General features: G+C 71.9%; 14 protein-coding genes and 2 pseudogenes. 7 read left to right on the forward strand and 9 right to left on the reverse strand.

The annotated features are described in order from the left end of the window. The first annotated feature begins 35 nt into the window (after positions 1-35). Positions 36-2,216 (forward strand): 3-hydroxyacyl-CoA dehydrogenase NAD-binding domain-containing protein, encoded by a 2,181-nt coding sequence (locus AB0P07_RS10065; RefSeq protein WP_365547723.1) that lies wholly within the window; start codon positions 36-38, stop codon positions 2,214-2,216. Positions 2,217-2,248: 32 nt separating this feature from the next. Here AB0P07_RS10065 and AB0P07_RS10070 read toward each other — a convergent pair whose 3' ends face one another. Continuing rightward, a complete protein-coding gene (locus AB0P07_RS10070) occupies positions 2,249-2,965 on the reverse strand; it encodes a MerR family transcriptional regulator (protein ID WP_365547726.1) in 717 nt (238 codons plus the stop codon). A gap of 259 nt (positions 2,966-3,224) precedes the next feature. On the opposite strand from AB0P07_RS10070, the gene AB0P07_RS10075 reads away from it, so the two are divergent. Together AB0P07_RS10075 and AB0P07_RS10080 are read left to right on the forward strand one after the other, a co-directional pair. Continuing rightward, positions 3,225-4,694, forward strand: coding sequence for an amino acid permease (locus tag AB0P07_RS10075; protein ID WP_365547728.1), 1,470 nt, complete (start codon positions 3,225-3,227; stop codon positions 4,692-4,694). A gap of 42 nt (positions 4,695-4,736) precedes the next feature. Then, a complete protein-coding gene (locus tag AB0P07_RS10080) occupies positions 4,737-5,222 on the forward strand; it encodes a macro domain-containing protein (RefSeq protein WP_365547731.1) in 486 nt (161 codons plus the stop codon). A 13-nt stretch (positions 5,223-5,235) separates the two neighbouring features. On the opposite strand, the pseudogene AB0P07_RS10085 reads toward AB0P07_RS10080, so the two are convergent. Continuing rightward, positions 5,236-6,076: pseudogene (locus tag AB0P07_RS10085) on the reverse strand (hypothetical protein). A gap of 243 nt (positions 6,077-6,319) precedes the next feature. On the opposite strand from AB0P07_RS10085, the gene AB0P07_RS10090 reads away from it, so the two are divergent. Continuing rightward, positions 6,320-8,056 (forward strand): BCCT family transporter, encoded by a 1,737-nt coding sequence (locus tag AB0P07_RS10090; RefSeq protein WP_365547734.1) that lies wholly within the window; start codon positions 6,320-6,322, stop codon positions 8,054-8,056. A 29-nt stretch (positions 8,057-8,085) separates the two neighbouring features. Here AB0P07_RS10090 and AB0P07_RS10095 read toward each other — a convergent pair whose 3' ends face one another. Next, positions 8,086-9,048 (reverse strand): FAD-dependent oxidoreductase, encoded by a 963-nt coding sequence (locus tag AB0P07_RS10095; protein ID WP_365547737.1) that lies wholly within the window; start codon positions 9,046-9,048, stop codon positions 8,086-8,088. Positions 9,049-9,146: 98 nt separating this feature from the next. Between AB0P07_RS10095 and AB0P07_RS10100 the strand changes: the two genes are divergently transcribed. Beyond that, positions 9,147-10,787, forward strand: coding sequence for an ABC-F family ATP-binding cassette domain-containing protein (locus tag AB0P07_RS10100; RefSeq protein WP_365547740.1), 1,641 nt, complete (start codon positions 9,147-9,149; stop codon positions 10,785-10,787). Between the two features lie 129 nt (positions 10,788-10,916). Here the strand turns inward: AB0P07_RS10100 and AB0P07_RS10105 are convergent, their stop codons facing one another. The 3 genes from AB0P07_RS10105 to AB0P07_RS10115 form a co-directional block, all read right to left on the reverse strand. Further along, complete coding sequence (locus tag AB0P07_RS10105; RefSeq protein WP_365547743.1) at positions 10,917-13,259, reverse strand: Tex family protein; 2,343 nt, start codon at positions 13,257-13,259, stop codon at positions 10,917-10,919. Positions 13,260-13,372: 113 nt separating this feature from the next. Further along, a complete protein-coding gene (locus AB0P07_RS10110; RefSeq protein ID WP_365547746.1) occupies positions 13,373-13,504 on the reverse strand; it encodes an LPFR motif small protein in 132 nt (43 codons plus the stop codon). Positions 13,505-13,638: 134 nt separating this feature from the next. Beyond that, positions 13,639-14,508 carry a hypothetical protein gene (locus AB0P07_RS10115; RefSeq protein WP_365547749.1) on the reverse strand — a complete coding sequence of 290 codons (870 nt, stop codon included), beginning with the start codon at positions 14,506-14,508 and terminating at the stop codon, positions 13,639-13,641. A gap of 135 nt (positions 14,509-14,643) precedes the next feature. Between AB0P07_RS10115 and AB0P07_RS10120 the strand changes: the two are divergent. Next, positions 14,644-14,817 (forward strand): annotated as a pseudogene (locus tag AB0P07_RS10120) (DJ-1/PfpI family protein); the annotation flags it as partial. Here AB0P07_RS10120 and AB0P07_RS10125 read toward each other — a convergent pair. Next, positions 14,804-15,559, reverse strand: coding sequence for an enoyl-CoA hydratase/isomerase family protein (locus tag AB0P07_RS10125; RefSeq protein ID WP_365547751.1), 756 nt, complete (start codon positions 15,557-15,559; stop codon positions 14,804-14,806). The pseudogene AB0P07_RS10120 and the gene AB0P07_RS10125 overlap by 14 nt on opposite strands. Before the next feature lie 206 nt (positions 15,560-15,765). Here AB0P07_RS10125 and AB0P07_RS10130 point away from each other — a divergent pair, with 206 nt between their 5' ends. Then, positions 15,766-16,218 carry an ATP-binding protein gene (locus tag AB0P07_RS10130; RefSeq protein ID WP_365548144.1) on the forward strand — a complete coding sequence of 151 codons (453 nt, stop codon included), beginning with the start codon at positions 15,766-15,768 and terminating at the stop codon, positions 16,216-16,218. 69 nt (positions 16,219-16,287) lie between these two features. Here the strand turns inward: AB0P07_RS10130 and idi are convergent, their stop codons facing one another. Further along, positions 16,288-16,881 (reverse strand): isopentenyl-diphosphate Delta-isomerase, encoded by a 594-nt coding sequence (idi, locus tag AB0P07_RS10135; RefSeq protein ID WP_365547753.1) that lies wholly within the window; start codon positions 16,879-16,881, stop codon positions 16,288-16,290. Positions 16,882-17,174: 293 nt separating this feature from the next. After that, complete coding sequence (locus tag AB0P07_RS10140; RefSeq protein WP_365547756.1) at positions 17,175-18,113, reverse strand: cation diffusion facilitator family transporter; 939 nt, start codon at positions 18,111-18,113, stop codon at positions 17,175-17,177. Between the last annotated feature and the right edge of the window lie 421 nt (positions 18,114-18,534).

Here is an 18,534-nt window from a genome sequence, read left to right on the forward strand (position 1 = left end):
GCGACGGCCACGACGGACCACCTGGAGCACACCTCATGACCACCGAGCCCACCACCATCCGCTGGGAGCAGGACGACACCGGCGTCGTCACCCTCGTCCTCGACGACCCCGACCAGTCCGCGAACACCATGAACCAGGCGTTCCGCGACTCCCTGGCCGCGGTCACCGACCGCCTGGAGGCCGAGAAGGACGCCATCCGCGGCATCATCGTCACCTCCGCCAAGAAGACCTTCTTCGCCGGCGGCGACCTGCGCGACCTCATCCGCGTCACCCCCGAGACCGCCCAGGACCTCTTCGACGGCGGCATGGCCATCAAGCGGAACCTGCGCCGCATCGAGACCCTCGGCAAGCCCGTCGTCGCCGCCATGAACGGCGCGGCCCTCGGCGGCGGCTACGAGATCGCGCTGGCCTGCCACCACCGCGTCGCCCTCGACGCCCCCGGCTCCAAGATCGGCTGCCCCGAGGTCACCCTCGGCCTGCTCCCCGGGGGCGGCGGCGTCGTGCGCACCGTCCGGATGCTCGGCATCACCGACGCCCTGCTGAAGGTCCTCCTGCAGGGCACCCAGTACAACCCCCGCCGCGCCCAGGAGAACGGCCTGGTCGACGAGGTCGCCGACAGCCCCGAGGACATGCTCGCCCGGGCCCGCGCCTTCATCGACGCCCACCCGGAGTCCGCCCAGCCCTGGGACCGGCCCGGCTACCGCATCCCCGGCGGCACCCCGTCCCACCCGAAGTTCGCGGCCAACCTGCCCGCCTTCCCCGCCAACCTGCGCAAGCAGACGAACGGCGCCCCCTACCCGGCGCCGCGCAACATCATGGCCGCCGCCGTCGAGGGCTCCCAGGTCGACTTCGAGACGGCCCAGGTCATCGAGGCCCGCTACTTCGTCGAGCTGGCCGCCGGGCAGACCTCGAAGAACATGATCCAGGCGTTCTTCTTCGACCTCCAGGCGGTCAACTCCGGCGCCAACCGCCCCAAGGGCGTGGAGCCCCGCAAGGTCGCCAGGGCCGCCGTCCTGGGCGCGGGCATGATGGGCGCGGGCATCGCCTACGCGTGCGCCCGCGCGGGCATCGACGTCGTACTGAAGGACGTCTCGCTGGAGTCGGCGCTCAAGGGCAAGGCGTACTCGGAGAAGCTGTGCGCCAAGGCCGTGGCGCGGGGCCGTACGAGTCAGGAGAAGGCCGACGCGCTGCTCGCCCGGATCACGCCGACCGCCGAGGTCGCCGACCTCGCGGGGTGCGACGCGGTGATCGAGGCGGTGTTCGAGGACACCTCGCTCAAGCACAAGGTGTTCCAGGAGATCGAGCACGTCGTCGCCCCGGACGCGCTGCTGTGCTCCAACACCTCGACCCTGCCGATCACGGCGCTGGCCGAGGGCGTCGAGCGGCAGGGCGACTTCATCGGGCTGCACTTCTTCTCTCCTGTGGACAAGATGCCGCTGGTGGAGATCATCAAGGGCGGGCGGACCGGGGAGGAGGCGCTGGCGCGGGCCTTCGACCTGGTCCGGCAGATCAAGAAGACGCCGATCGTGGTCAACGACTCGCGCGGGTTCTTCACCTCCCGGGTCATCGGCCACTTCATCAACGAGGGCGTCGCCATGGTGGGGGAGGGCATCGAGCCGGCGTCCGTGGAGCAGGCGGCGGCCCAGGCGGGCTACCCGGCCAAGGTGCTCTCCCTCATGGACGAGCTGACGCTCACCCTCCCGCGGAAGATCCGGGGCGAGACCAGGCGCGCCGTGGAGGAGGCGGGCGGCACCTGGACCGCGCACCCCGCCGAGGCCGTCGTCGACCGCATGGTCGACGAGTTCCAGCGCCCCGGACGCAGCGGCGGCGCCGGCTTCTACGAGTACGGCGAGGACGGCAAGCGGGCAGGACTGTGGCCGGGGCTGCGTGAGCACTTCACCCGGCCCGGACACCAGATCCCGTTCCGGGACATGCAGGAGCGCATGCTCTTCTCGGAGGCGCTCGACACCGTCAAGCTTCTCGAGGAGGGCGTCCTGACCTCCGTCGCCGACGCCAACATCGGCTCGATCTTCGGCATCGGCTTCCCCGGCTGGACCGGCGGCATCCTCCAGTACACCAACGGCTACGAAGGCGGCCTGCCGGGCTTCGTCGCCCGCGCCCGCGAGCTGGCCGACCGCTACGGCGAGCGCTTCACGCCGCCCGCGCTGCTGGTGGAGAAGGCCGAGAAGGGGGAGGTCTTCACCGACGGTCGCTGAGGCCGGTGCCCGCGGCGGGGACCGGGGCCGCCTCAGTCCCCGCCGTACGCGCTGCCCTCGTCGAGCCACTCCCGCAGCTCCTCGCGCAGCGAGCGCTGGAACGTGGTCAGCAGCGCCTGCACCACCAACGGGTGCATGTGCGCCGACAGGGACCGCACGTCCGGCGCGTCCCGCTCGGCGACCGCGTCGCGCAGCAGCCGCGACAGGTCGCGCGCGGCGGCGCGGGAGTGCTCCAGCAGGGCGGCACGGGCTGCGAGGACCGTCTCGGGGGAGAAAGGCACGTCGAGCAGCTCGACGCCGAGCCGCAGCAGCCCGGCGTCGACGCGGTAGCGGTCCCCGTCGGGCACTACGACGTCCATCGTGCCGAGCCGTTCCACCTCCTCGTCGGTGAGCGGCCGCCCGGCCCGCCGGCCCAGCTCCTCGCGGGTGACCCGCTCCACCGTCTCCGGCGCCCAGGAGGCCACCACCGCGCGGTGCAGCGCCAGGTCGTGGGGGCTCAGGTCGTCCGGCAGCCGCTTCAGGTACCGCTCGATGGCGGCCAGCGTCATGCCCTGGTGCTGCAGCTCCTCGATCAGCGCGAGGCGGGCCACGTGCTCGCGGCCGTAGTGCCCCACGCGGCGCGGGCCGAGCACCGGGGGCGGCAACAGCCCTTTGGTGCCGTAGAAGCGGACCGTGCGCACCGTGACGCCGGCCCGCGCGGCCAGCTCGTCGATCGTGAGGGTCGGCTCCTCGGTGTCGGTCGTCGTCATGCGCAGCAGTATCGCTGTCTCACCAACACTGTGAAACCTCTTCCGCACCGGTCGCGGGCCTCTTGCACCCCTGGTGCAGAACGTCGGTGGATCTTGTGAGAAGTCACGCTGTGTGACATGAACCACCGCATGCCCACGCTGTGTCGTGGGAAGGTGCCGTCTTGGTCTGTGCCGCGTCATTGGGTGGTGCGGGCCCGAGACGCCCGTACGGACGACTCGGGCGCACCCCGCCCGAGCGCACCAGAGAGTGGAACCACCCGTGAGCAAGGACGCCGTCGACACGGCACAGGTCGCCGCCCACCCCCAGGCGACCGGGACCATCCCCGCGGACGCGGGCGACGCCGGTTACAGCAAGGACCTCAAGGCCCGCCACGTCAACATGATCGCCATCGGCGGCGCGATCGGCACCGGCCTCTTCCTCGGCGCCGGCGGCCGCCTGCGCGACGCGGGCCCGGCGCTCGCCGTCGCGTACCTCGTCGCAGGCGTCTTCGCCTTCTTCGTCGTCAAGGCCCTCGGCGAGCTGGTGCTCTACCGGCCCTCCTCCGGATCCTTCGTGTCGTACGCGCGCGAGTTCCTCGGCGAGAAGGGCGCCTACGTCGCCGGCTGGATGTACTTCCTGAACTGGTCGACCACCGGCATCGCCGACATCACCGCCATCGCGCTCTACACGCACTACTGGAGCATGTTCACGAGCATCCCCCAATGGGTGCTCGCCCTGATCGCCCTGGCGGTGGTCCTGGCCGTGAACCTGATCTCGGTGAAGATCTTCGGCGAGATGGAGTTCTGGTTCGCGATCGTCAAGGTCGCCACCCTCGTCGCCTTCATGCTGATCGGCATCTTCCTGCTGGCCACCCAGCACGAGGTGAGCGGGCAGACCCCGGGCGTGGGCATGATCACCGACCACGGCGGCATCCTCCCGCACGGCGTGATGCCCGTGGTCCTCGTCATGCAGGGCGTGATCTTCTCCTACGCGGCACTGGAACTGGTCGGCGTCGCCGCCGGCGAGACCGCCGAGCCGCACAGGATCGTCCCCCGCGCGGTGAACTCGATCATGTGGCGGGTCGCCCTGTTCTACGTCGGCTCGGTCGTCCTCCTGGCGCTGCTGCTGCCGAGCTCGCTGTACTCCGGCGACGAGAGCCCCTTCGTCACGGTGCTGTCGGGCATCGGGGTGCCGGCCGCCGGTGACGTGATGAACCTCGTCGTGCTCACCGCCGCGATGTCCTCCCTCAACTCCGGCCTGTACTCCACCGGCCGCATCCTGCGCTCCATGGCGATGGCGGGCTCCGCGCCCCGGTTCACCGGCGTGATGAGCCGCAGCCAGGTTCCCTACGGCGGCATCCTGCTGACCTGCGGCATCTGCGTCCTCGGTGTCGGGCTGAACTACCTGGTGCCGGACAAGGCCTTCGAGATCGTCCTGAACGTCGCCTCCCTGGGCATCATCAGCACCTGGGTGATCATCATGATCTGCCACCTGGTCTTCGTGCGCCGGGCGCGCGCGGGCCTGGTCGAGCGGCCGCACTTCCGGCTGCCCGGCAGCCCCGTCACGGAGATCGTCACGATCGCCTTCCTGCTGGCCGTGATCGGCCTGATGTGGAACGACGAGGAGGTCGGCCGCAAGACCGTGCTGCTGGTGCCCGCGATCGCGGTGATGCTGGTGGCCGGCTGGTTCGGCGTCCGGCGCCGGGTGGCGCGCAACGCCGAGCAGGAGCTGTCGGCACTGCGGAAGTAGCGGCCCGGGGCCACTGTCAGGGGTGGCCCCTACGGTGGCGTCATGTCGGAGATCAGGTATGTCCGGGGTGACGCCACCGCGCCGTCGGTCAAGGGCGTCAAGGTGATCGCCCACGTCTGCAACGACCTGGGCGGCTGGGGCAAGGGCTTCGTCCTGGCCGTCTCCCGCCGCTGGCCCGAGCCGGAGGCGGCCTACCGCGCCTGGCACCGCGACCGCGCGTCCAACGACTTCGCACTGGGCGCGGTCCAGTTCGTCCGGGTCGAGCCGTACGTGTGGGTGGCCAACATGATCGGCCAGCGCGGTACGAGGACCGGCAGCAAGGGCGTCCCCGTGCGCTACGAGGCCCTCGGCACCGCTCTCGGCCGCGTAGCCGACAGGGCCGCCGAGCTGGAGGCGTCCGTGCACATGCCCCGCATAGGCTGCGGCCTGGCCGGGGGCAAGTGGTCCCGCGTCGAGCCGCTCATATCCGACCGCCTCGCCCGGCGCGGCGTCCCCGTGACCGTCTACGACCACGGGGACGCCGCCTAGGACGGTCCGCGACTCAGTGCTCGTGCACGTCGTTCGTCGCGGCGATCTTCCGCCACGAGCGGGGCTGCGCGGGGGCCTCGGACCCCTTGGACGCCTCGGACGTCTTCGCGAGCGACTCGGTGTGCGCCGTCGGCGCGTCCGGCTTCGACGGCTGGAACAGCCAGGTGTCGAACAGCGCGGCCAGCGGCTCGCCCGACACCTCCTCGGCGTACCTCTGGAAGTCCGCGACCGACGCGTTGCCGTAGGCGTGCTTCGCGGGCCCCCCCCTTCAGGACCGCGAAGAAGTCCTCGTCCCCGACCTCGCTGCGCAGCGCCTGGAGGGCCAGCGCGCCCCGGTCGTAGACGGCGGCGTCGAACTGGTTCTCCGGGCCGGGGTCACCGGGCTTCACCGCGCCGACGCCTCCGTCCGGGGTGCGGTGCCAACTGGTGAAGCCGTACGCCAGCTTCGACGACGGCACCCCGCTGTAGCGGACGACCACGGTGAGGGGCGCGCCCTTGTCCAGGGGCTTCTTCGGGGTGATCTCCAGCTCGTGCTCGCCCGAGGTCGTGAACGACGCCTTCGCGCCGTTCACCCGTACCTCGCCGACGTCCAGCAGGAAGTCGAGGTTGAACCGCGACCGGTCCGCGGTGGTGCGGGCCAGGATCGTCGCCGTTCCCTCGAGCCGGTCGGTGGCCGGCTGGTACTTCAGCCGCAGGTCGTAGTGCGAGACGTCGTATCCGCCGTTGCCGTAGGCCGGGTAGTAGGGGTCGCCGATGCCCGGAGCGCCGGGGGAGTGGGCCGCCGCCGACGCCGGGATCGCCAGCATGAGGGAGGCGGCGCCGAGTGCGCCCGGCACGAAGATTCTGCGGTGCACGAAAGCTCCAAGTGGTAGGGCCACGAAGTCTGTTCGGAGCCTGTTCAGCCCCCGGTGCGCTGTCGTGTCCACGGCCACCCTGGTCACACGATCGTCGTCCGGCCGACATGAACCACCCGCGGCACGCCGTGTGACTGCCGGTCACCCCGATATCCACCGCCGAAAGGGTGAGTTCCGCGTCTAACGTGGTATGGGCCTAGCGGACGGGTATTTTCGGCCTCATCCACTGGAAAGGTGCCGCCTGTGACGCAGGACCGACCAAGCGACAAGGAAGAGCACGAAAGAGGCACGCTCCCGGGTTCGGAAGCGGGCCTGCCGGGGCACGAGCGCAGGCCCCGGACCGACCGCGTCGTCTTCGGCGTCACGGCCGTCCTCACGGTGGCGTTCGTCATCTGGGGCGCGGCCGCCACCGACTCGCTGGAGGACGTCTCCAGCAGCATGCTCGGCGGTCTGCTCCACAACGGAGGCTGGGCGTTCACGCTGGCCGCCTCCGGCTTCGTGGTCTTCGCCCTCTGGCTCGCGGCCAGTCGCTACGGCCGCATCCACCTCGGTGCCGAGGGCGAGGAACCAGAGTTCCGGACCGTGTCCTGGGTCGCCATGATGTTCAGCGCGGGCATGGGCATCGGTCTGATGTTCTACGGCGTGAGCGAGCCGCTCGCGCACTACACCACGCCTCCGCCCGGCACGAGCCCCGCCGACTCCGGCGACCGCATGGCCACGGCCATGGCCACCACCCTGTTCCACTGGACGCTCCACCCGTGGGCGATCTACGCCGTGGTCGGTCTCGGTATCGCCTACAGCACCTTCCGCAGGCGCCGCAGGCAGACCATAAGCGCGGTGTTCACCCCGCTCATCGGCGAGAAGCACGCCAACGGCGCCGGCGGCCGGGTCATCGACATCCTGGCCATCATCGCCACGATCTTCGGCTCCGCGGCCTCCCTCGGCCTCGGCGCGCTGCAGATCGGCTCCGGCATGGAGAAGCTCGACTGGATGGACAAGGTCAGCACCGGGCTGCTCGTCGGCATCATCGCGGTGCTGACGGTGGCGTTCGTGGCTTCCGCCATCTCCGGCGTCGAGAAGGGCATCCAGTGGCTGTCCAACACCAACATGGTGCTGGCCCTGCTCCTCGCCGTCTTCGTGTTCGTCGCGGGCCCCACCATCCTCATCCTCGACCTGCTGCCGACGTCCGTCTTCGCCTACCTCGGCGACCTGCCCCAGATGGCCGGCCGCACCGAGATCAGCGGCGGCAAGGAGGTCGCGGACTGGCTGGGCAGCTGGACCGTCTTCTACTGGGCGTGGTGGATCTCCTGGACGCCCTTCGTCGGCATGTTCATCGCCCGCATCAGCCGCGGCCGGACGATCCGCCAGTTCATCGGCGGCGTCATCCTGGTGCCCAGCACGGTCAGCCTGATCTGGTTCGCGATCTTCGGCGGCTCCGCGATGCGGCTCCAGGAGCAGAACCGGCTGGGAGACGACTCGACCCCGGAGGGGCAGCTCTTCGGCGTGCTCCAGCAGTACCCCATCGCCACCGCGACCAGCCTGCTGGTGATGATCCTCGTCGGCATCTTCTTCGTCTCGGGCGCCGACGCGGCCTCCATCGTGATGGGCACGCTCTCGCAGAAGGGCGCACTCGAACCCAGCCGCTGGGTGGTCGTCGTCTGGGGTGTGGTGACCGGCGCCGTCGCGGCCATCATGCTGCTGATCGGCAGCGGCGAGGCGGACGCGCTCACCGGGCTGCAGAACCTCACGATCCTCGCGGCGGCGCCCTTCGTCATCGTGATGATCTTCATGTGCGTCGCCCTCATGCGCGACCTGCGCCGCGACCCGCTCATGGTGCGCGGCGAGATGGCCAACGAAGCCGTCGAACTGGCGGTCATCGAGGGCCACAAGCAGTACGAGGGCGACTTCGAGATCCGGATCGGCCCCGGCCCCGGCACCGCCGTGGAGGGCGACCCGATCGGCAAGCACCACAAGGACTGACCCCGGCCGGCCGGGACCGGACCACCGCGTCAGGAGGCGAGCCGGGCCGCCTCCTGCGCGCAGCCCCAGGCCACGGTGACGCCCGCGCCGCCGTGGCCGTAGTTGTGCACGAGCCGCCGCCCGTCCGGCAGCGTCCCGCGCTCCAGCCGGACCGCGTTCCGGGCCGGCCGCAGACCCACTCGGTGTGCGAGCACCCGCGCCCCGGCGATCTCGGGCCGCAGGGCCGCGCACCGCCGCACGATGGCCTCCGCGACCGCCGGGTCCGGCTCGGTCGACCAGACGTCGTCCTCGGCCGTCCCGCCCAGCAGGAGCCGGCCGGGCTGCGGAAGGAAGTACGTCGTCTCACCGGAGTCGGGGTCGGCCGAGACCAGCCAGGTGCGGATGCCGGGATTCTCCACGACGACCAGCTGCCCGCGCACCGGCCGTACGGCCGGGTCCGGCACCAGGTCCCGGGCGGCCAGACCGGTGCAGTTGACCACGACCGGCGCGTCCGCCTCGGCCAGCTCGGTCACCGCACGGTTCTCCACCGTGCCGCCCGCGGCCACCAGCCGCTCCCGCAGCCACGGCAGATGGGCCGACATGTCGATGAGCGGCAGCCGAGCCCACAGCCCGGAGCCGCCGTACTCCGCCGCCGTCGAGGCGCGCAGACCCGGCAGCCGGGCCGCGGCCCACGCGCCCACCTCGTCCAGGCCGGTCTCGCCGAGCACCCCTTCGGCCATGCGCACGCCGGTCTGCTCGGGCCGCGCCGCCAGCTCCTCGTACACGTCCAGGGAACGCAGCGCCCACGACTGCGCCAGCGCGACCGGCTCGATCCGGTACGGCCACCACAGGCCGCCCGCGACCACCGAGGTGGTCCGCTCGACGGGCTCCCGGGTCCACAGCCGCACCCGCCTGCCCCGCTCGGCGAGCACGACGGCCGTCGTCAGCCCGATCACCCCGCCGCCGACCACGACGACTTCACCGGTCAGTTCGCCATCCAGTTCGCTTTCCACACCAGGACGTTAACCGAACGCCCCTGACCGCGCCCGGAGCGGTCCCGCCGCCGGCCCGGCCGAGCGGACGCCCGGCCGCGACTAGGATCTACGGTCTGATGACTGCCACCCTCGTCGCCAAAGACCTCGCCGCCGGCCACGGCGACCGCTCCCTGTTCACCGGGCTCGACCTCGTCGTCGCACCCGGCGACGTGATCGGCCTCGTCGGGGCCAACGGCGCGGGCAAGTCCACCCTCCTGCGGATGCTCGCCGGGCTGACCACACCGGAGGAGGGCGAGCTGCGCCTGTCCCCGCCCTCCGCCACCGTCGGTCACCTTCCGCAGGAGCCGGAGCGCCGCCCCGGCGAGAGCGTTCGGGAGTTCCTGGCCCGCCGCACCGGCGTCACCGACGCCCAGCGTGCCATGGACGAGGCCACCCAGGCCCTGGTCGACGGCGCCCCCGGCGCCGACGACGCCTACGCGAGTGCGCTGGAGCGCTGGCTGGCTCTCGGCGGTGCGGACCTCGACGACCGGGCGGAGGAGACCGCCGAGGCGCTGGGCCTGACCGTCGACCTGGACCAGCCGATGACCTCGCTCTCCGGCGGCCAGGCCGCCCGCGCCGGCCTCGCCTCCCTCCTTCTGTCCCGCTACGACGTCTTCCTCCTCGACGAGCCGACCAACGACCTCGACCTGGACGGCCTGGAACGCCTGGAACGCTTCGTGACCGGCCTGCGCGCCGGCACCGTCGTCGTCAGCCACGACCGCGAGTTCCTCACCCGCACCGTCACCAAGGTCCTCGAACTCGACCTCGCCCAGCGGCAGATCAACCTCTACGGCGGGGGCTACGAGGCGTACCTGGAGGAGCGCGAGGTGGCCCGCCGGCACGCCCGCGACGAGTACGAGGAGTACGCCGACAAGCGTGCCTCCCTCCAGGACCGGGCCCAGACGCAACGCGCCTGGATGGACAAGGGCGTCAAGAACGCCCGGCGCAAGGCGGGCAACGACAACGACAAGATCGGCCGCAAGTTCCGCAGCGAGGCCAGCGAGAAACAGGCCGCGAAGGCCCGTCAGACCCAGCGCATGATCGAACGCCTGGAGGTCGTCGAGGAACCGCGCAAGGAATGGGAGCTGCGGATGGAGATCGCGTCGGCACCCCGCTCGGGCGCGGTCGTCGCCACCCTGCGCGACGCCGAGGTCAGGCGCGGCGACTTCGTGCTCGGCCCGGTCTCCCTCCAGATCGACTGGGCGGACCGGGTGGCGGTGACGGGAGCCAACGGCGCGGGCAAGTCCACGCTCCTCGGCGCCCTCCTGGGCCGGGTCCCGCTCGACGCCGGGCACGCGGCGCTCGGCTCCGGCGTCCTGCTCGGCGAGGTCGACCAGGCCCGCGAGCTGTTCCACGGCCCCGAGGCCCTGCTGGACACCTTCCGCCCCGCCGTCCCCGACACGGAACCGGCGGAGATCCGCACCCTGCTGGCCAAATTCGGCCTCAAGGCGGATCACGTCACCCGCCCGGCGTCGAGCCTCTCACCCGGCGAGCGCACCCGGGCCGCCCTCGCCCTCCTCCAGGGCCGGGGCGTCAACCTCCTGGTCCTGGACGAGCCGACCAACCACCTCGACCTGCCGGCCATCGAGCAACTCGAGTCGGCCCTGGACGCCTACGAGGGCACGCTCCTCCTCGTCACCCACGACCGCCGCATGCTGAACGCGGTACACGTGACCCGCCGCCTGGAGGTAACGGACGGCAAGGTCACAGAACGCTAGCCGGCGGCAGTCGTGCCTCCTCCAGGGCCCGAACGGCCTGGGAGGTGCCCCCAGGGCGGCACGGGTGGGCGCAGCGGCACCCGTGCCGCGCCGGCCCGCGTAACCCACCCCGTCGCAGCCGCCGGAGACCTATGCCAACCCGGCCCGCCGCAACGCGTCCGCCATCGCCCCGTTGGACGCAGCAGGCGCCGACGAAGACCGGCCCTTACCGCCCCCGGAGCCACCCTGCCGCTGCTGCCGCTGCCGAGGCGGCCTGCCGCCCCGCTCCTTCTTCGGCTCCCCCTGCGGAGCCGCTTCGTCGTCCAGCCGCAACGTCAACGAGATCCGCTTCCGCGGAATGTCGACGTCCATCACCTTCACCTTCACGATGTCCCCGGGCTTCACCACGTCCCGCGGATCCTTCACGAACGTCCTGGACATCGCGGACACGTGCACGAGCCCGTCCTGGTGCACACCGACATCCACGAACGCCCCGAACGCGGCGACGTTCGTGACGACCCCCTCCAGCACCATCCCGGAGGCCAGGTCGGAGATCTTCTCCACACCCTCCTTGAAGGTGGCCGTCTTGAAGGCGGGCCGAGGGTCGCGCCCGGGCTTCTCCAGCTCCCGCAGAATGTCCGTGACCGTCGGCAGACCGAACGTCTCGTCCACGAACTGGTCCGGCCTCAGCGACCGCAGCACCGACGTGTTGCCGATCAGGCCGGCCACCTCCTGCCCGGCGGTCTTCACCATCCGCCGCACCACGGGGTACGCCTCGGGGTGCACACTGGACGCGTCCAGCGGGTCGTCGCCGCCCCGGATCCGCAGGAAGCCCGCGCACTGCTCGTAGGCCTTGGGGCCGAGCCGCGACACCTTCTTCAGCGCGGTCCGCGACGTGAACGGTCCGTTCGCGTCCCGGTGCGCCACGATGTTCTCGGCGAGCCCGGAGGTGATGCCGGAGACCCGGGCCAGCAGCGGCGCGGAGGCCGTGTTGACGTCCACCCCCACGCCGTTCACACAGTCCTCGACCACCGCGTCCAGCGAGCGGGACAGCTTGACCTCGGAGAGGTCGTGCTGGTACTGGCCGACGCCGATCGACTTCGGGTCGATCTTCACCAGCTCGGCCAGCGGGTCCTGCAGCCGCCGGGCGATCGACACCGCGCCGCGCAGCGAGACGTCCATGTCGGGGAGCTCCTGGGAGGCGAAGGCGGAGGCCGAGTACACGGAGGCGCCCGCCTCGGACACCATCACCTTGGTGAGCTTCAACTCCGGGTGCTTGGAGATGAGTTCCCCGGCGAGCTTGTCGGTCTCGCGGGAAGCCGTGCCGTTGCCGATGGCGACCAGTTCGACCGCGTGCTCCTTCGCCAGCCGCGCCAGCTTGGCGATCGCCTCGTCCCAGCGGTTGGCGGGCACGTGCGGGTGGATCACGTCCGTGGCCACGACCTTGCCGGTCGCGTCGACCACGGCGACCTTCACGCCGGTACGGAAACCGGGGTCGAGGCCGAGCGTCGCGCGGGTGCCGGCCGGGGCGGCCAGCAGCAGGTCGCGCAGGTTGGCGGCGAACACGTTCACCGCCTCGTCCTCCGCCGCGGTGCGCAGGCGCAGCCTGAGGTCGATGCCGAGGTGGACCAGGATACGGGTGCGCCAGGCCCAACGGACGGTGTCCACCAGCCACTTGTCGGCGGGCCTGCCCCGGTCGGCGATCCCGAACCGGCTCGCGACGATCGCCTCGTACGACGACGGGCCCTCGGTGGGCTCCTCGGGCTCCAGGACGAGATCGAGCACGTCCTCCTTCTCGCCGCGCAGCATCGCGAGCACACGGTGCGAGGGCAGTTCGGTGAACGGCTCGGCGAAGTCGAAGTAGTCGGCGAACTTGGCGCCCGCCTCCTCCCTGCCGTCCTTCACCCTGGCCGCGAGCCGCCCGCGCCCCCACATCCGCTCGCGCAGCTCGCCGATCAGGTCGGCGTCCTCCGAGAACTTCTCCGTGAGGATCGAGCGCGCCCCGTCCAGTGCGGCCTGCGGATCGGCCACGCCCTTGTCGGCGTCGACGAACGCGGCCGCCGCGGCCGGCGGGTCCACCGACGCGTCGGCGAGCAGGCCCTCGGCGAGCGGTTCGAGTCCCGCCTCTCGCGCGATCTGCGCCTTCGTGCGCCGCTTCGGCTTGAACGGCAGGTAGACGTCCTCGAGGCGCGCCTTGGTCTCCGCCGTGCGGATGCGCGCCTCCAGCTCCTCGGTGAGCTTGCCCTGCTCGCGAACCGAGTCGAGGATCGCCGTCCGCCGCTCCTCCAGCTCCCGCAGATAGCGCAACCGCTCCTCGAGCGTGCGCAGCTGCGCGTCGTCGAGCATCTCGGTCGCTTCCTTGCGGTAGCGGGCGATGAAGGGCACCGTCGAGCCGCCGTCGAGCAGCTCGACGGCGGCCTTCACCTGCCGCTCCCGTACGCCGAGCTCGTCGGCGATCCTGCTTTCGATGGACCCTACGTCGGGTGTCGTCACGATCCCGTACCGCCTTCTCACTGAGGTTGCGCGGCAATTGTGGCAGGTGGCGACGACAATCGGGGATCAGGGCGCCGTCCCGGAGACCGAAACCGGTGGGGAGACGGCCGGGATCAGACCCGGCGGCCCCGGGTGCTGGACGATGCCCCGCCGAACAGCCGGGCCAGGGCCCGGAAGGGAAGCGTCACCACGGTGGCGACTGCGCCACCGATCTGGCGCAGTACGTCTGCGACGGCACGGAACACGAGTTGCCCCTTTCGTCTCCCGGCCGCCCAGGCCGGGAGCCGTACGGGTACCTCCGTACCGGCGCCGTATGCCCGCCCGTACGCCGCTCTGTGTGCGCCCGTGCACGCCCGGGCGTGTCGTCGGCCCGGCGGCGTCAGCGCCCTGCGAGCAGGTCCGCCGGGAAGGCACCCGCACCGAGCGCCGTACGCGCGAAGGCCGACGCGAGTTCCGTCAGGCGTGCCACGCCCTCCGCCCCCAGATGCGCGTAGGGGGCCGCGTCCAGCCGGTCCGTCTCCCGTTCGACCCCCTCGCGCAGGGCCGTGCCCTCCTCGGTCAGCTCGCCGGCCGTGTCGACCAGCCCGCGCTCGCGCAGCCGTCCGACGGCCGCGTCCCACTCCTCCCGGGTCCAGCCCCGGGTGGTGAAGACCCACTTCGGTGCCAGGCCCTTGCCGGTCGCGGTGTGCGTCACCAGTGCCTCCAGACCGTCCAGGCCCGCGGTCACCAACGCGGCGAGGTGACCGTCGCCGCGGTGCTCGCGCAGCAGCGTCGCCGCGTGCCAGAACGCCAGGTGCGGGGCGTTTGGCACGGGCAGGTCCGCGTGGGCCGAGTAGAGCGGGCGGGCGCCGCGCGAGCAGCCCGCGGCGGCGCGCAGGGCCAGGTCGGCCGCCTCCGCCATTCCGGCCGACGCCACGGCCTCCTCGCCCAGCAGCCGGCGCAGCGTCGCGTCCACGGCACGCAGCCGTGCCGCCAGCGCCTGCTCCGGCGTGACCTTCTCCCACACGGCGGGCACGTGCCGGGCGACCAGGTCGTGCTGGTAGTTGTAGAACGTCGCCGTCACGGCGCCGGCGCCGACCGGGCCCAGCGCGGCGGCCCGCACCGCGAAGTTGACCGCCGGGGCGTCGGTGACCCCGAGGGCGCCCAGCTCACGGCCCAGGTCGGGGGAGAAGTAGTGCGTCGAGTGCAGGGAGTTGAGCGCGTTGTGGCAGCGGCGGCCCGCGCGTGCGTCGATCGCGGCAGTTGTCATGCCACGCACGTTACCAACCGCTCAGTACGTGCCGCGGGCCCGTGCGAGGCATGGCAGGAATGGTGGGATTCTCGTCATTGCGGCCGTCCCGCGGTGGGCGAAGAATCCTCGGTATGGCGCCCGAACCCGGCGCACATCGACATGGGACTGACCCCGCTCGGCCGGATCGCCGGCGACGAGCACGCGCAGGCGGTGCAGCTCCTGACCGAGTACGACCCCCAGCCGCCCTACGACGCCGGATCCCCGGCCAAGGCGCCCGCGCACCTCGTCGAGGAGTTCCGCGGCCGGAGCCGGTTCATCCTGACGTAGGCCCGCTCCAGCCGAAGCGCGGCTGCCTGCGTTCCAGGAAGGCGGCGACGCCCTCGGCGGTGTCGCCGCTGCCGCGTGCCTGCGCGGTCCAGTGGGCGTCCCGGTCGGTGCGTCCGTTCGCGAACTCCTTCGCCGCGCACTGCGTCAGCAGCGAACGGGACGCCAGCACCCGGGTGAACTCCGCCACCCGCTTGCCCAGTTCGCCCTCCGGCAGCACCTCGTCCACCAGGCCGGTGCGCAGCGCCCGCGCGGCGTTGATCAACTCCCCGCTGAACAAAAGGTACTTCGCGGTGGCGGGCCCGGTCAGTGCCACCAGCCGCCGGGTCGCGGACGCCGGGTACACGACTCCCAGCTTGGCCGGGGTCACCCCGAACAGCGCCGTCTCCTCGGCGAACCGCAGATCGCAGGCCGCCGCCAACTGCGCCCCGCCGCCCACGCAGTGCCCCCGGACCGCCGCCAGCGTCGGCTTGGGAAACGCGGCGAGGGCCTCCTCGGCCTGTACCGCCAGCTCCTGCGCCTCCTGCGCCGACTCGCGCAGGGTCGAGATGTCGGCCCCGGCACAGAACGTCGCGCCCTCACCGGTGAGCACCACCGCCCGCACCTCCGGATCGGCGGCCAGGTCGTCGAGCAGGCGGGGCAGCGCCCGCCACATCGCGGCCGTCATGGCGTTGCGCTTGGCCGGGTGGTGGACGACGACGGTGGCGACCGAGTCGGCGACCCGGTGCAGCAGCTGCGGCTCCATGCAACCGGATGCTATCCACCGGCCCTCCGCCCCGGGCGGCCGGGCGGCCGGTGAGCAGGCGGGACAGGAATGGTCGCGTGTCATGCGCCAACGATCAGAAACCGCTCGATATTCGCTGACTTGTGTTCAGCCCCCGGGTGCGGCCCGGCGCGTTACCAACACTCAGGGGTGTGGTGACAATCGAGCCCAGGGGTGGCGACCGGACCATGGACGAGACCGGGCCCACCGGGCCGCTGCCGTACGAAGGTGTCTGGCGGTTCACCGCCCCCGCCGTGGACGCCTCGGTGCCGCAGGCCCGGCACGCCGTGCGCGACCTGCTGACGCGGCAGGGCGTGCCGGTCTCCGACGACGTCACGCAGGCCCTCCTGCTCATCGTCTCGGAACTGGTCACGAACGCGGTCCGGCACGCGGCGGTGCTCTCGCCGGCGCTCGCGGTGGAGGTCGCCGTCGGGCCCGAGTGGGTGCGGGTGGCCGTGGAGGACGACCATCCCTATCGCCCGACCGCCCTGGAGACCGACCACGGCCGCACCGGCGGGCGCGGCCTGCTCCTGGTCCGCGAGATGACCCGGGAGGCGGGCGGGGCCTGCGACGTCGCCCACACCGCGAGCGGCGGCAAGGTGATCTGGGCCGCCCTGCCGCTCAAGCACACGCCGCGGTAGGACGTTCTGCGGCAGGACGCCGCGCAGTGCGATGCCCGCCGCGGGGACGTCCCCGCGGCGGGAGTCCCGTCACCAGCCCGCGGACGCGCCCGTCAGCTCGCGGACGGCCGGCCGGGCCGCGTCGAGCACCGTCATGAACCACGCCGAGAAGGTGTCCTTCGCGTGCCGCTCGGTCAGCTCCGCCGCGGAGACGAAGGCCGTCTGCGCCACTTCCTCCGGGTCCGGACGCAGCTCGGCCTGCACCAGACCGACGAACAGATGGTTGTACTCCTGCTCGACCAGCCCCGAGGCCGGGTCGGGGTGGTTGTAGCGCACCGTGCCCGCCTCGGCGAGCAGGGAGGGCGACACCCCCAGCTCCTCGTACGTCCGCCGGGCCGCCGCAGCGAACGGCGCCTCGCCGGGGTAGGGGTGACCGCAGCAGGTGTTGGACCACACACCGGGGGAGTGGTACTTGCCCAGCGCCCGCTGCTGGAGCAGCAGCCGCCCCCGCTCGTCGAAGAGGAACACGGAGAAGGCGCGGTGCAACCGCCCCGGCGGCTGGTGCGCGGAGAGCTTCTCCGCGGTGCCGATCGTCACGCCGTTCTCGTCGACCAGTTCCAGCAAAATCGCGTCTGCGGTGCCGTTCGACGAGCTGGGCGTCGCGGTGGCAGGAGTGATCGGCATACCCATCCTTCACATCGGTCCTCGCGCCCCAAGTGTGCCGTACGAATCCGGCACTCTCGGCACTTCCCGGCACACGCGCATGTCCCGGGTGACCGTACGGGCACCGGAGGCGGCCGGCCGGACACCGAGCAGGGGTCCGATGGAAGATCGTTCCCGGCGTCACCCCCCCGGGAACCCCCGAGTCCGCCGTGCCCGGGAGGGCATGGCTGCGGGCCGGACGCGGACGCGGGTGTTCAGCGGCGCGTACCAGTGCGTACGCGCCCCCTGTCCCCCGTGCGACGGGACGCCCCGCCTCAACGGCACAGCCGAGCCTCGTGCTCCGCGTGCCCGCTCGGCTCCAGTTGGAAGGTGCAGTGCTCCACGTCGAAGTGGTCGCCCAGGCAGCCCTGCAGCTCGTGCAGCATCTTCTCGTGACCGATCGCGCTCAGCGCCTCGCCGTCCACCACCACGTGCGCCGACAGCACGGGCATGCCCGAGGTGATGGTCCAGGCGTGCAGGTCGTGCACGTCCTCCACCCCGTCGAGGGCCAGTATGTGGGCGCGCACCTCGGCGATGTCCACGCCCTTGGGAGCCGCCTCGAGCAGCACGTCCAGGGTCTCGCGCAGCAGTCGCACGGTACGGGGCACGATCATCAGGCCGATGAGCAGCGAGGCGATGGGGTCGGCGGGCTGCCAGCCGGTGGCCACGATCACCAGCGCCGAGACGATCACCGCCAGGGATCCCAGCGCGTCCGCCGCCACCTCCAGGAAGGCGCCCCGCACGTTCAGGCTCTCCTTCTGGCCGCGCATCAGCAGCGACAGCGACACCATGTTCGCCACCAGGCCGATCGCACCGAAGACGACGGTCGGCCCGCCCGCGGTGTCGGCCGGCGTGATGAACCGGTCGATCGCCTCGTACAGGACGTAGCCGCCCACCCCGAGCAGCAGCAGACAGTTGGCCAGGGCGGCCAGGATCTCGGCGCGGGCGTAGCCGAAGGTGCGGCGGTCGCTCGGCGGGCGGCTCGCGAAGTGGACGGCCAGCAGAGCCATGCCGAGCCCCAGCGCGTCCGTCGCCATGTGCGCGGCGTCGGCGATCAGTGCGAGCGAGTCGGCGACCAGACCGCCGACGATCTCGACGACCATGACCGTGAGGGTGATCGCCAGCGCCACCCGCAGCCGGCCCCGGTACGCGGCGGTCACCGTCCCGCCTGCGTCCCCGCCGTGCGCGTGCCCGTGATCGTGCCCAGCCCCCATGAGAAAGCCGCCCCCTTGTCCGAAAGGGCGTCCGGCCTCCGGTGCCCGGATGACAGTCAACTACGGGTAGGGGGTATCGGGCAACGCGGCACTGAACACCGTTGTCATCTGCCTTGACCTGCGAAAACGTCATGCAGGTCAAGGCGTCTCGGGGCATTCGGAAGCCTCGCGTCCGCCGAAGGGCGGCAGCGTCCACGCAGGGCCGCCCTGACCCTGTGCGAACGACCGCAGACACTCTGCGATGTCCGCGATGCCCGGTCTGGGAGCGCGGTTTGTGGGGCGGGCCCCGGATCCACGATGATGATCGCGGCGAAGGCGGGTGCAAGCGGCGTCGACCGACCGTGAAACGGGCGGTGAACACGGCGTTCCCGGCATCCGATAACCTCTGCCGACATGCCGCCCGGGTGCCCCAGGCACGGGC

Origin of the sequence: Streptomyces sp. NPDC085944, from assembly GCF_040686295.1 — a bacterium.
In the GTDB taxonomy this organism is placed as follows: Bacteria; Actinomycetota; Actinomycetes; order Streptomycetales; family Streptomycetaceae; genus Streptomyces; species Streptomyces salinarius.

Coding starts and splice junctions, on each gene's coding strand:
- AB0P07_RS10100 (WP_365547740.1), top strand. CDS start 9,147: ATGACTGCCACCCTCGTCGCCAAAGACCTCGCCGCCGGCCACGGCGAC.
- AB0P07_RS10070 (WP_365547726.1), bottom strand. CDS start 2,965: ATGACGACGACCGACACCGAGGAGCCGACCCTCACGATCGACGAGCTG.
- AB0P07_RS10130 (WP_365548144.1), top strand. CDS start 15,766: ATGGACGAGACCGGGCCCACCGGGCCGCTGCCGTACGAAGGTGTCTGG.
- idi (WP_365547753.1), bottom strand. CDS start 16,881: ATGCCGATCACTCCTGCCACCGCGACGCCCAGCTCGTCGAACGGCACC.
- AB0P07_RS10115 (WP_365547749.1), bottom strand. CDS start 14,508: ATGACAACTGCCGCGATCGACGCACGCGCGGGCCGCCGCTGCCACAAC.
- AB0P07_RS10065 (WP_365547723.1), top strand. CDS start 36: ATGACCACCGAGCCCACCACCATCCGCTGGGAGCAGGACGACACCGGC.
- AB0P07_RS10125 (WP_365547751.1), bottom strand. CDS start 15,559: ATGGAGCCGCAGCTGCTGCACCGGGTCGCCGACTCGGTCGCCACCGTC.
- AB0P07_RS10080 (WP_365547731.1), top strand. CDS start 4,737: ATGTCGGAGATCAGGTATGTCCGGGGTGACGCCACCGCGCCGTCGGTC.
- AB0P07_RS10140 (WP_365547756.1), bottom strand. CDS start 18,113: ATGGGGGCTGGGCACGATCACGGGCACGCGCACGGCGGGGACGCAGGC.